This is a genomic window from Streptomyces sp. NPDC041784, from assembly GCF_055591025.1.
In genome coordinates this window covers 1-12,683 of the sequence record NZ_JBVJAB010000005.1, presented here as the reverse complement: position 1 = coordinate 12,683, position 12,683 = coordinate 1, and the positions used below count along the sequence as shown (strand labels likewise).

General features: G+C 71.2%; 10 protein-coding genes. 9 read left to right on the top strand and 1 reads right to left on the bottom strand.

Going from position 1 to position 12,683, the window contains the following annotated elements; genetic code table 11:
- Positions 1–83: 83 nt before the first annotated feature.
- The 8 genes from ACZ6D7_RS12305 (at position 84) to ACZ6D7_RS12270 (ending at position 9,936) form a co-directional block, all read left to right on the top strand.
- Positions 84–1,700: an L-lactate permease gene (locus ACZ6D7_RS12305; protein WP_469488027.1), complete on the top strand. Its 1,617-nt coding sequence runs from the start codon at positions 84–86 to the stop codon at positions 1,698–1,700.
- Positions 1,701–1,846: 146 nt separating this feature from the next.
- Entirely contained in the window at positions 1,847–3,211 is a 1,365-nt protein-coding gene (locus ACZ6D7_RS12300) for a phosphomannomutase/phosphoglucomutase (protein ID WP_469488020.1), read from the top strand.
- Between the two features lie 265 nt (positions 3,212–3,476).
- Positions 3,477–3,647 (top strand): Trm112 family protein, encoded by a 171-nt coding sequence (locus tag ACZ6D7_RS12295; protein WP_469488015.1) that lies wholly within the window; start codon positions 3,477–3,479, stop codon positions 3,645–3,647.
- Between the two features lie 272 nt (positions 3,648–3,919).
- Positions 3,920–5,053: an SIS domain-containing protein gene (locus ACZ6D7_RS12290; protein ID WP_469488010.1), complete on the top strand. Its 1,134-nt coding sequence runs from the start codon at positions 3,920–3,922 to the stop codon at positions 5,051–5,053.
- An 89-nt stretch (positions 5,054–5,142) separates the two neighbouring features.
- On the top strand, positions 5,143–6,294 hold the full coding sequence (gene manA, locus ACZ6D7_RS12285; RefSeq protein WP_469488006.1) for a mannose-6-phosphate isomerase, class I: 1,152 nt from the start codon (positions 5,143–5,145) through the stop codon (positions 6,292–6,294).
- 125 nt (positions 6,295–6,419) lie between these two features.
- The gene (locus tag ACZ6D7_RS12280) at positions 6,420–7,400 is read left to right on the top strand and encodes a cation diffusion facilitator family transporter (protein ID WP_469488003.1); all 981 of its coding nucleotides are present in this window, start codon (positions 6,420–6,422) and stop codon (positions 7,398–7,400) included.
- Positions 7,401–7,727: 327 nt separating this feature from the next.
- Positions 7,728–9,185: an adenosylhomocysteinase gene (gene ahcY, locus ACZ6D7_RS12275; protein ID WP_469488000.1), complete on the top strand. Its 1,458-nt coding sequence runs from the start codon at positions 7,728–7,730 to the stop codon at positions 9,183–9,185.
- 136 nt (positions 9,186–9,321) lie between these two features.
- Positions 9,322–9,936, top strand: coding sequence for a hypothetical protein (locus ACZ6D7_RS12270; RefSeq protein WP_469487996.1), 615 nt, complete (start codon positions 9,322–9,324; stop codon positions 9,934–9,936).
- 28 nt (positions 9,937–9,964) lie between these two features.
- Here ACZ6D7_RS12270 and ACZ6D7_RS12265 read toward each other — a convergent pair whose 3' ends face one another.
- Entirely contained in the window at positions 9,965–10,939 is a 975-nt protein-coding gene (locus ACZ6D7_RS12265; protein ID WP_469487993.1) for an RDD family protein, read from the bottom strand.
- A 129-nt stretch (positions 10,940–11,068) separates the two neighbouring features.
- On the opposite strand from ACZ6D7_RS12265, the gene ACZ6D7_RS12260 reads away from it, so the two are divergent.
- Positions 11,069–12,076 (top strand): stage II sporulation protein M, encoded by a 1,008-nt coding sequence (locus ACZ6D7_RS12260; protein ID WP_469487990.1) that lies wholly within the window; start codon positions 11,069–11,071, stop codon positions 12,074–12,076.
- Positions 12,077–12,683: the final 607 nt, after the last annotated feature.

Genomic DNA, 12,683 nt, shown 5'->3' with positions numbered 1-12,683 from the left:
TCGCGGACACGACCGACATGGCCACCTTTTTCGGTCGAAATCGCTTTCCCTCCTGACGGCAGACGACGGAATCGGGGGCGCCCGTGTACGTCCAAGAGCTACGACCCGTCGCCGGCTCGCTCGGCCTGTCCGCCCTCGTGGCGGCCCTGCCTCTCGTGATCGTCCTGGTCCTTCTCGGTGTCGCCCGGGTGAAAGCCCACCTCGCGGGCCTGACGGGCCTTCTGGCGGCCGTTCTCGTCGCCTGGCTCGCCTACGGCATGCCGGTGGGCCAGACGCTCTCCAGCGCCGCCCAGGGAGCCGCCTTCGGCCTCTTCCCCATCCTGTGGATCGTCGTCAACGCCCTCTGGGTGTACCGGATGACCGTCCACACCCGGCACTTCGACGTCCTGCGCCGCTCCTTCGGACGCCTCTCCGACGACCCGCGCATCCAGGCCCTCGTGGTCGCCTTCTGCTTCGGCGCGCTGCTCGAGGCGCTCGCCGGATTCGGCGCCCCCGTCGCCATCTGCGCGGTCATGCTCGTCGCCCTCGGCTTCGACCCCGTCCGCGCGGCCTTCGTCGCCCTCGTCGCCAACACCGCCCCCGTGGCCTTCGGCGCGATGGGCACCCCGGTCGTCACCCTCGCCCAGGTCACCGGCCTGCCCCTGGACTCGGTCGCCTCCGTGGTGGGCCGTCAGACCCCGCTGCTCGCCCTCGTCGTCCCCCTCGTCTTGGTCGGCCTGGTCGACGGCGCGCGCGGCCTGCGGGAGACCTGGGTGCCCGCCCTGGCCTGCGGAGCCGCCTTCGCCGCCGTCCAGTTCGCCGCCTCCAACTACGCCTCCGCCCAACTCGCCGACATCGGCGCCTCCCTGGCCGGCGCCGCCGCCCTGGCCGCCGTACCGCACACGCGCGTGCCCGCCACCGAAGCGGTACGCGTGCACGTGCTGACCGGCGCGCGCAGCGAGGAACTGGACGAGCGCGACCCGCGCCCGGAGATCGTCCGCGCCTACGCCCCCTACGCGCTGATCGTCGTGATCTTCTCCGCCGCCCAGATCCCCGCGGTCAAGGACCGGCTCGCCCGGGCGACCCGGACGTACGACTGGCCCTTCCTGGACGTCGTGACCCCAGGCGGAGAGGCGGCCGGGGGAAACCTCTTCACCTGGCCGGTCGTCTCCACCGGCGGCACGCTCGTGCTGCTGGCCGGCATCGCCACCGCGGCCGTGCTCGGCGTCCACGCGCGCGTGGCGCTGCGCGAATGGGTGGCGACCGTACGCGAGCTGAGGTTCGCGATCCTGACCGTGACCTCCGTCCTGGCCCTCGCCTACGTCATGAACCTCTCCGGACAGGCCGCCACCATCGGCCACTTCGTGGCGGGGGCCGGCGCGGGACTGGCCTTCCTCTCACCCGTCCTGGGCTGGTTCGGCGTCGCGGTCACCGGCTCGGACACCTCGGCCAACGCGCTCTTCGGCGCCCTCCAGGTCACCGCCGCCCGCGAATCCGGCCTGTCCCCGGAGCTGCTGGCCGCCGCCAACACCTCCGGCGGCGTCGTCGGCAAGATGATCTCCCCGCAGAACCTCACCATCGCCTGCGCCGCCGTCGGCCTCGCCGGCCGCGAGGGCGACCTGCTGCGCAAGGTGCTGCCCTGGAGCCTGGGCCTGCTGCTGGTCATGTGCCTGATCGTGGTCGGCCAGAGCACACCGCTCCTGGACTGGACCCTGCCGTAGCCGGCCGGACCCTGCCGCGGCCCGGCGCCCGCCTCTTGACTGCGCACAGGTTACTTCTGTGGGTCCACTCGGCGGACTCACCGCAGCCGGTGAACCGTTCCGGGTAGTTTGTGGCGACTGAACAGGACTTTCAGGAAGGTTGGCCCGTGGCTGCAGATCTGTCGCAGATCGTGAAGGCGTACGACGTGCGCGGAGTGGTGCCGGACCAGTGGGACGAGTCGCTCGCCGAGCTCTTCGGCGCGGCCTTCGCCCAGGTCACCGGCGCCGACGCGATCGTCGTCGGCCACGACATGCGCCCCTCCTCGCCCGGCCTGTCCGGCGCCTTCGCGCGCGGGGCGGCCGCCCTGGGCGTGGACGTGACCCTGATCGGCCTGTGCTCCACGGACCAGCTCTACTACGCCTCCGGCGCCCTGAACCTGCCCGGCGCCATGTTCACGGCCTCGCACAACCCGGCCCAGTACAACGGCATCAAGCTGTGCCGCGCGGGCGCGGCCCCCGTCGGCCAGGACACCGGCCTCACCGAGATCCGCGAGCTGGTGGAGCGCTGGACGGAGTCAGGCGCCCCCGAAGCCGCCGCCGTGCCGGGAACCCTCACCCGCACCGACACGTTGAAGGACTACGCGGCGCACCTGCGCTCACTCGTCGACCTCGCCTCCATCCGCCCCCTGAAGGTCGTGGTCGACGCGGGCAACGGCATGGGCGGCCACACGGTCCCCACGGTCTTCGAGGGCCTCCCCCTGACCCTCGTCCCGATGTACTTCGAACTCGACGGCACGTTCCCCAACCACGAGGCCAACCCGCTGGACCCGGCGAACCTCGTGGACCTCCAAAAGCGCGTCCGCGAGGAGTCCGCCGACCTCGGCCTCGCCTTCGACGGCGACGCCGACCGCTGCTTCGTCGTCGACCAGCACGGCGACCCGGTCTCCCCGTCCGCGATCACCGCGCTGGTCGCCGCCCGCGAACTGGCCCGCCACGGCGGTTCCGGCACGGTCATCCACAACCTGATCACCTCCTGGACCGTCCCCGAGGTCGTACGCGAGCACGGCGGCACGCCCGTCCGCACCCGCGTCGGGCACTCCTTCATCAAGGCCGAGATGGCCCGCGCCGGCGCGATCTTCGGCGGCGAGCACTCCGCCCACTACTACTTCAAGGACTTCTGGAACGCCGACACGGGGATGCTGGCCGCCCTCCACGTCCTCGCGGCACTGGGCGGCCAGGAGGCCCCCCTGTCCACCCTCGTCGCCGAGTACGACCGCTACACCGGCTCCGGCGAGATCAACTCCACGGTCGCCGACCAGGCCGACCGCATCGCCGCGATCAAGGCCGCCTACGCCGACCGCCCCGACATCACCCTCGACGAACTCGACGGCCTCACCGTCACCTCCACCGACTGGTGGTTCAACGTCCGCCCCTCCAACACGGAACCCCTCCTCCGCCTGAACGCGGAGGCCCGCGACGAGCCCACCATGACCAAGATCAGGGACGAGGCCCTGGCCATCATCAGGGCATGACGGACGGCAGGACCCTAGCCAGGGGTGCGGGGGCGGCGCCCCTGGTGGGGGCGAAGGGGCGGAGCCCCTGGGGAGGGGAACGGGTAAGGGCGGCGGCGACGAAACCCCACTGCACCCAACCCCCTGCCCCCTTCACCCACACCGCGCCCAACCCCCACACCCCACCCCCACCAGCGGTACGCTGACCAGGCACATCCGCACACCCCCCACAGCCGAACACGCCCCACCGCACACCACGCAACCACCCACTCCGAAGGGACACCCCATGCCGCTCGAAGCCGGCCTTCTGGAGATCCTCGCCTGCCCGGCCTGCCACGCCCCTCTCAAGGAGCAGGGCGACGAGCTGATCTGCACGGGCCAGGACTGCGGTCTGGCGTACCCCGTCCGCGACGGCATCCCCGTCCTCCTCGTCGACGAGGCCCGCCGCCCCGCGTAACCCCGCGACCGAGGCCGTATTCCCGCGACCGAGGCCCGAACCCGCCACAACGGCCAGGGCCACGCCGCACAGACGCGAGAAACGGGAAGCCACCGGCCGCCCACGGCAGCAGCCGCGAGGCGCCGGGCACGAGGCGCGAGGTGCGAGGCATCAGGGCACCGCCCGCCAAGCCCAGCCCCCGGCCCAGCCACCAGGCCCCGCCGGCCCCAGCCATGGCCCCCCACCCCGGCCCCGCCAACCGAACACCACCCCGGCGATCGGAGACTGCCGCCATGCTCGACGACTCGCTGCTCGACACGCCGGAAGCCCTCGCCGAGGCCGACCGCCGAGCCCTCCTGCGCGGCGCGGCCGAAGCCGGCGCCCGCGTCCGCACCGCCGCCCGCCACGCGGCCGAGGCCGGTGTCCACGACCTCAAGCCGGACGGCCGCCCCCGCGCCATCCTCATCGCGGGCCCCGGCGCCGCCGCCACCTGCGTCGCCGACCTCCTCGGCACCCTCGCCGGCGCCGCCTGCCCGGTCATCCGCCTCGCCCCCACTGGCGTGGCCCCCGCCGCAGGCGCCCTGCGCTGGGAACTCCCCGGCTGGGCCGGCTCCGTGGACCTCCTCCTCATCGCCACCCCGGACGGCACCGAACCCGGCCTCTCCCTCCTCGCCGAGCAGGCCTACCGCCGCGGCTGCACCGTCGTCGCCGTGGCCCCGGCCCGCACCCCCCTCACCGAGGCCCTCGGCGCCGCGCACGGCCTCTTCGTACCGCTCGCGACGGCCCCGTACGAACACGACGAGCAGCCCCCCGTCGCCGCCTCCGCCCCCGGCGTGCTGTGGGCCCTGCTCACGCCCCTCCTCGCGATCCTGGACCGCATCGCGCTCCTCTCCGCCCCGGCCGAGGCGCTGGAGAAGGTCGCCGACCGCCTCGACCAGGTCGCCGAACGCTGCGGCCCCGCCATCGCGACGTACAACAACCCGGCGAAGACCCTCGCCGCCGAACTCGCCGACGCACTCCCGGTGATCTGGACCGAGGGCACCTCCGCCGGCCCGGCAGGCCGCCGCTTCGCCTCCGCCCTCGCCGAACTCGCCGGCCGCCCCGCCGTCGTCGCCGAACTCCCCGAGGCCCTCGCCGAGCACAGCGCCCTCCTCGCAGGCCCTCTCGCCGCCAGCGCCGACCCGGACGACTTCTTCCGGGACCGCGTCGAGGAGGCCCCCGCGCTGCACGCGCGCGTGGTGCTGCTCCGCGACCGCCCGATCGGCGGCCTCACCGCCGCCCCGGCCGCCCGCGACCTGGCCCTCAGCCACGACACCGCGATCAGCGAACTCGAACCCGAGGAAGGCGACGAACTCGTCACCCTCGCCGAACTGATCGCCACCACCGATTTCGCCGCCGTTTACCTGGCGCTCGCTTCGCAGGCCTGATCTGGGGACCGCAAGACGACGCACCAGCGGCGACGCCGCCCGGACGCCGCCGAACCCGGATCACAGACAGACAGGCAGGCACAGAACCGATGGACCGCCTCGACAACACCGTCCGCCCCTACGCCTGGGGCTCCCCCACCGCGATCCCGCACCTGCTCGGCACCGAGCCGACCGGCGAACCGCAGGCGGAGATGTGGATGGGCGCCCACCCCGGCGCACCCTCACGCACCGCCCGGGGCACCCTCGTCGAGGTCATCGAGACCGACCCGCAGAAGGAACTCGGCGCGCGGACGGTCACCAAGTTCGGCCCCCGCCTCCCGTTCCTCCTCAAGATCCTCGCCGCCGGCGCCCCCCTCTCCCTCCAGGTCCACCCCGACCTCGCCCAGGCCAAGGAGGGGTACGCGGACGAGGAGCGCCGCGGCATCCCGGTCGACGCCCCGCACCGCAACTACAAGGACGCCAACCACAAGCCCGAACTCATCTGCGCCCTCACCGAGTTCGACGGCCTGTGCGGCTTCCGCGACCCCGTCCAGGCCGCCGGCCTCCTCGACGGCCTCGGCGTCGACTCCCTCAAGCCGTACGTCGACCTCCTGCACGCCCACCCCGAAGAGGCGGCCCTGCGCGAGGTCCTCACCGCGATCCTCAGCGCCGATCCCGAGGAGATGGCCCACACCGTCACGGCCACCGCGGCCGCCTGCGACCGCCTCGGCGGCGACTACGCCCCGTACGCCGGCCTCGCCCACCACTACCCCGGCGACCCCGGCGTCATCGCCGCCATGCTCCTCAACCACGTCCGGCTCCAGCCCGGCGAGGCCCTCTTCCTCGGCGCCGGCATCCCGCACGCCTACCTCGACGGCCTCGGCGTCGAGATCATGGCCAACTCCGACAACGTCCTGCGCTGCGGCCTCACCCCCAAGCACGTCGACGTCCCCGAACTCCTGCGCGTCGTCCGCTTCGAACCGGGCGACCCCGGCGTCCTGCGCCCGGAAGCCTCCCCGGACGGCGAAGAGGTCTACGAGACCCCGATCGACGAGTTCCGCCTGTCCCGGTACGTCCTCCCCGAGGGCGGCGGCGCCCACGACCTGACCCGCCCCACCCCGCAGATCCTGCTCTGCACGGCGGGCACGGTACGTGCCGGGGAACACGAACTGGCGCCCGGCCAGTCGGTCTTCGTCCCGGCCGGCGAGTCCGCGCAGGTGTCCGGAGCCGGCACGTTCTTCCGGGCCACTGTGATCATCTGACCGGGCCTGTGGACACCTGACACACCATCGCCGCGGCGGGCTGCAAGAATGACCCACCGGCAAAGGCCGGGCAAAGACCCGCACGGCGAACCGGCGGTTCGAAGGCGAAGGGACAACGCGGACACATGAGCGCGTCAGGCGGCACCAAGGCGATCGTGGCGGCACTTGCCGCCAACCTCGCGATCGCGGCATCGAAGTTCGTGGCGTTCGCCTTCAGCGGCTCGTCGTCGATGCTCGCCGAGGGCGTGCACTCGCTCGCCGACTCCGGCAACCAGGCACTCCTCCTGGTCGGCGGCAAGAAGGCCCAGCGCGAGGCCACCCCCCAGCACCCCTTCGGCTACGGCCGCGAGCGCTACATCTACGCCTTCCTCGTCTCCATCGTCCTCTTCTCCGTCGGCGGCATGTTCGCCATCTACGAGGGCTTCGAGAAGATCAAGCACCCGCACGAGATCGAGCACTGGTACTGGCCGGTCGGCGTCCTCGTCTTCGCGATCATCGCCGAGAGCTTCTCCTTCCGCACGGCCATCAAGGAGTCCAACCCCCTGCGCGGCGAGCTCTCCTGGACGCAGTTCGTCCGCCGCGCCAAGGCACCCGAACTGCCCGTCGTCCTCCTGGAGGACCTCGGCGCCCTCGTCGGCCTGATCCTCGCCCTCGGCGGCGTCGGCCTCGCTCTCCTCACCGGCGACGGCATCTGGGACGGCATCGGCACCGTCTGCATCGGTGTCCTCCTCGTCCTCATCGCCCTCGTCCTGGCCGCCGAGACCAAGTCCCTCCTCCTCGGCGAGGCCGCCGGTACGGAAGACGTCCAGAAGATCGAGGCCGCCATCGTCGACGGCGCCACCGTCACCCGCATCATCCACATGCGCACCCTCCACCTCGGCCCCGAGGAACTCCTGGTCGCCGCCAAGATCGCCGTCCAGCACGACGACACCGCGACCGAGGTCGCCCGCGCCATCGACGCCGCCGAGGACCGCATCCGCCAGGCCGTCCCCATCGCCCGCGTCATTTACCTCGAGCCCGACGTCTACAGCGAGACCGAGGCAGCCAAGGGCGCCGACCCCGGCGCCACCCCCGGCGGCCCGGCCCACCCCGCGGCCGACCACTGACCCGCACCTCTTCCCCGACGGGGCCCGCCGAACCACCGGCGGGCCCCGTCGCCCGTTCCCCCCTCACCGTCCGTGATCGGCGTGATCTGATCGCACGCGGACTGGGGCCGCCCGCCGCCTCCGGTGTAGCTTGGAGCGAAGCCAGACGTCGCTGCTGATGGCGGTCGGGCGGTCCCACACGGACCGACCGAGGGAGAGAGGGCCTCCGACGGACTGCGCTGCGCGTACGCGGGCATGCCTGTGTCCCCCTGAGGGCACCCCTGTGTCCGCCGCCGCGCAGACCAGCCCTACCCACACCTCGCCCCAACCTCCGAGGAGCAGCTCACCATGACGACTGTCGACAACCGACAGGACTTCAAGGTCGCCGACCTCTCCCTGGCCGCATTCGGCCGCAAGGAGATCACCCTGGCCGAGCACGAGATGCCCGGCCTGATGTCGATCCGCAAGGAATTCGCCGCCACCCAGCCGCTGGCCGGCGCCCGGATCATGGGCTCGCTGCACATGACCGTGCAGACCGCCGTCCTGATCGAGACCCTGGTCGCCCTGGGCGCCGAGGTCCGCTGGGTGTCCTGCAACATCTTCTCCACCCAGGACCACGCGGCCGCCGCCGTCGCGGTCGGCCCGAACGGCACGCCCGAGGACCCGCAGGGTGTCCCGGTCTTCGCCTGGAAGGGCGAGACGCTGGAGGAGTACTGGTGGTGCACGGAGCAGGCGCTGACCTGGCCGAACAGCCCCACCGGCGGCCCGAACATGATCCTGGACGACGGCGGTGACGCCACCCTCCTGGTCCACAAGGGCGTCCAGTACGAGAAGGACGGCAAGGTCCCCTCGGTCGACACCGCCGAGAACGAAGAGCACCGGGTGATCCTCGAGCTCCTCCACCGCACCATCACCGACGGCTCGCAGAAGTGGACCCAGCTGGCGTCCGAGATCCGCGGCGTCACCGAGGAGACCACGACGGGCGTCCACCGCCTGTACGAGATGCAGCGCGACGGCGAACTCCTCTTCCCGGCGATCAACGTCAACGACGCCGTCACCAAGTCGAAGTTCGACAACAAGTACGGCTGCCGCCACTCCCTCATCGACGGCATCAACCGCGCCACCGACGTCCTCATCGGCGGCAAGACCGCCGTCGTCTTCGGCTACGGCGACGTCGGCAAGGGCTGCGCCGAGTCCCTGCGCGGCCAGGGCGCCCGCGTCATCGTCACCGAGATCGACCCCATCTGCGCCCTCCAGGCCGCGATGGACGGCTACCAGGTCACGACCCTCGACGAGGTCATCGACAAGGCCGACATCTTCGTCACCACGACCGGCAACAAGGACATCATCATGGCCTCCGACATGGCCAAGATGAAGCACCAGGCCATCGTCGGCAACATCGGCCACTTCGACAACGAGATCGACATGGCCGGCCTCGCCAAGATCCCCGGCATCGTCAAGGACGAGGTCAAGCCGCAGGTCCACACCTGGACCTTCCCCGACGGCAAGGTCATCATCGTCCTCTCCGAGGGCCGCCTGCTGAACCTGGGCAACGCCACCGGCCACCCGTCGTTCGTGATGTCCAACTCCTTCGCGGACCAGACCCTGGCCCAGATCGAGCTGTTCACCAAGCCCGACGAGTACCCGACCGGCGTCTACACCCTGCCCAAGCACCTGGACGAGAAGGTCGCCCGCCTCCACCTGGACGCCCTCGGCGTCAAGCTGACTACCCTCCGCCCCGAGCAGGCCGCCTACATCGGCGTCGAGGTCGAGGGCCCCTACAAGTCGGACCACTACCGCTACTGAGCCCACAGCCCCGGTAGCAGTACCGCGTAGTACCTCAGAGACAGGCCCCCGCACCCCCGTGTCGGGGGCCTGCCCCTTCGGCCCCTCGGCCGGCCGCCGCGGCGCCCGACCAGCCCGTCACACCCCAGGACCCCCCATGCCCCGCGGCCGCTATTCGCTCCACGATCCGCACGATCACACCCCTCTCGCCCACGAACACTTCCAGTGCGCCCCCGGCCCCTCCGGCTGGCGCTATGTCTCCCAGCTGACCACCCCCACCGGCGATCACACCGGCTCCGTCGACCTCACCCTCGACGAACTCGGCCGCCCCCTCCGCCTCGAACTCCACGCGAGCAGCTGGCAGGTCCGCGGCGCCGCCCTGGACGGCGTCACCTGGGTCCGCACCGACCCCACCGGCACCCACGCCACGGAAGGCAACGTCCGCGCCCACGCCTTCACCGGCACCTCGCCCGCCTTCCTCATCGCCACCACCCGTCTCCTACGCCTCACCCCCTCCTCCTCGGCCACCCGAGTACGCCTCGTCGCCTTCACCGACCCGGTCCTCGCCCCCCGCACCGTGGACCAGTCCTGGGCCCTGCTGAAAAGCGAAGCACACGCCACTGACAACGGCCCCCTGACCGTGGACGAATACCAGGTCACAGCCCTGGACACCGGCGAACAGCACACCGTCCACATCGCCGGCGACGTCGTCCTCGCGGCCCCCGGCATCGAACTCGACGACCTCGACACACCCCCGTCGACGTTCGCCTGACCACACCCCCGGCCAGGGGCCGTGCGCCCTACGCCGGCGGCACGAACCCCGTGGCCGTCCCTTCGGCCCTGCCGCCCTCCACCCGCTCCCCGGCGCCCACCGGCCGAACGTCCCCCGCCGAAGCCGGGCCGTACGGCGCCGAAGCCGGCGCACCGTAGGGGGCAGGCGGGCCGTACTGCACACCAGGCACACCCGGCACACCAGAAATGGCCCCGGCCACGGCACCACCCCCGACGGGACCACCCCCGACCGGACCGCCCGCGAAGGCCCGCCGCGCCTCCCGGACCTGCCGCTCCTGCACCACCGCCGCCAGATACGGGGCCGGCGGCACGCCCGGTGGCACCGGAGCCCCCGTACGCTCCGCCAGATCGCCGGCCAACCGCTCCGCCATCGCCTGGCCGACCTGCGGATCCAACTGGTTCATGCGCCCCAGGTACTGCCGGATCGCCAACCACAGCCCGTCCGGCACCGCCGACAGATCCAGCCCCTGGAACCGCCCCGCCAGCCAGGGCGGAGGCGGCGGCACGAACCCCGACTGCGCCGCCGGCACCCGCTCACGCACCACGAGCGTCCCCGCGAAGACGTCACCGAGCCGCCGCCCTCGCGCCGACACGAGCGAGGCGATGCATGCCACCACCCCGAGCGTCAGCAGAATCTCGACCACACCCAGAGCACCCCGCACCAACGCGTGCCGGAACCGGATCGGCCCCCCGTCGTCCCGCACCACCCGCAGCCCGCACGCCATCTTCCCGAGCGACCGCCCATGGCTCAGCGTCTCCACCGCGATCGGCCCACCCACCAGCACCAGCAGAAACGTGGCGATCGACACCGCCATCTGCGCCGCCTCGTCCAAAGACGCCGTCGCCGCCAGCAGAGCGAGACTCACGACGATGTAGGCCACCATGGCCACCGTCAGGTCCAGCAACGTGGCCATCCCCCGGCTGGGCAGCCTGGCAGGCCGCAGCTCCAGCGCCACCGCCTCACCCGTCACCAGCTCACTCACGCCCGTCGCCCTTTCCCTTTCCTGCCCCGAGAACCGCCAGTCTGCCAAGCTGAAGGCACTTCGCGCCCCAGTAGGACAAGCTGACACCAGCACCGGCCGCCGACGAACAGCCGAGGAGCAGGCAAACCGATGGACCTCGACGTCTTCGTCTCCGCCCACCGAGCCGAATGGGACCGCCTCGACGCCCTCCTGCGGCGCCAGCGCAGCCTCACCGGCGCCGAGACGGACGAACTCGTCACCCTCTACCAGCGCACGGCCACCCACCTGTCCCTGATCCAGTCCAGCGCCCCCGACCCGCAACTCACCGGCCGACTGAGTCAGCTCGTGGCACGCGCGCGTAGTGCCGTGACAGGCACCCGCCGCGCCTCCTGGCGTGACGTGACCCGATTCCTCACCCAGGGCTTCCCGGCCGCGGTCTACCGGTCGCGCCACTGGTGGGTCCCCACCGCACTCCTCTCCACCGCCGTCGCCGCCCTCCTGGGCTGGTGGATCGGCACCCACCCGGAAGTACAGGCGTCCATAGCGGCCCCGGACGAACTCCGCGAGCTCACCCGGCCCGGAGGCCAGTACGAGACGTACTACTCGAGCCACCCGGCCGCCTCGTTCGCCGCCCAGGTCTGGACGAACAACGCCCAGGCCGCAGCGATGTGCCTGGTCCTCGGTGTCTTCCTGGGCCTTCCGGTCCTCTGGATCCTCTTCCAGAACATGCTCAACCTCGGCATCGGATTCGGCCTCATGTCCTCGGCCGGCCGACTCGACACCTTTCTCGGCCTGGTCCTCCCGCACGGCCTGCTCGAACTCACCGCGGTGTTCGTCGCCGCCGGCACCGGACTCCGCCTCGGCTGGACCCTCATCGACCCCGGTCCCCGCTCCCGAGGCACCGCTCTCGCCGAAGAGGGCCGAGCGGCGGTGGCCATGGCGATCGGTCTGGCCCTGGTCCTCTTCGTCTCCGGCGCCATCGAAGGCTTCGTCACCCCCTCCGGCCTGCCCACCTGGGCCCGCATCACCATCGGCATCGCAGCCGAGCTGATCTTCCTGGCGTACGTCTACGTCCTTGGCGGCAGAGCCGCCCGCGCCGGTGACACGGGCGACGTCGAGGCTGCCGAGCGCAGCGCGACGGTGCCGACAGCCGCCTGATGTGCGGATCCTGCTGTTGAACTGCTAGTCTCCTCTTCGCCCCACAAGAGCCGTTGACACGGAGCGCGTGGGGAGGTAGATTTGAACAGTTGCCTGGAACTGGGCCTGACCCGGTCGGCAACCGTGAGAAACTATCGGCATCTCGGAATATTGATTCCGCAGAAGCCCCGATGAATCGGAAAGCGAAACGCCGGTCAGACCGGCTCGGAACTTCTGATAAAGTCGGAGTCGCCGGAAAGGAAGCCGCGAAACAAAAGCGGAAACCTGGAAAGCACCGAGGAAATCGGATCGAGAAAAGATCTGATAGAGTCGGAAACGCAAGACCGAAGGGAAGCGCCCGGAGGAAAGCCTGAGAGAGTCTCTCGGGTGAGTACAAAGGAAGCGTCCGTTCCTTGAGAACTCAACAGCGTGCCAAAAATCAACGCCAGATATGTTGATACCCCGTCCACGGCAGTGATAGCCGCGGATGAGGTTCCTTTGAAAAAACACAGCGAGGACGCTGTGAACCGGGAGGACTATTCCTCCTCCTGGTTCCGCTCTCGTGGTGTCGTCCCGATTACGGGAAAACATTCACGGAGAGTTTGATCCTGGCTCAGGACGAACGCTG

Coding starts and splice junctions, on each gene's coding strand:
- ACZ6D7_RS12290 (WP_469488010.1), top strand. CDS start 3,920: ATGCTCGACGACTCGCTGCTCGACACGCCGGAAGCCCTCGCCGAGGCC.
- ACZ6D7_RS12270 (WP_469487996.1), top strand. CDS start 9,322: ATGCCCCGCGGCCGCTATTCGCTCCACGATCCGCACGATCACACCCCT.
- ahcY (WP_469488000.1), top strand. CDS start 7,728: ATGACGACTGTCGACAACCGACAGGACTTCAAGGTCGCCGACCTCTCC.
- ACZ6D7_RS12280 (WP_469488003.1), top strand. CDS start 6,420: ATGAGCGCGTCAGGCGGCACCAAGGCGATCGTGGCGGCACTTGCCGCC.
- ACZ6D7_RS12260 (WP_469487990.1), top strand. CDS start 11,069: ATGGACCTCGACGTCTTCGTCTCCGCCCACCGAGCCGAATGGGACCGC.
- manA (WP_469488006.1), top strand. CDS start 5,143: ATGGACCGCCTCGACAACACCGTCCGCCCCTACGCCTGGGGCTCCCCC.
- ACZ6D7_RS12295 (WP_469488015.1), top strand. CDS start 3,477: ATGCCGCTCGAAGCCGGCCTTCTGGAGATCCTCGCCTGCCCGGCCTGC.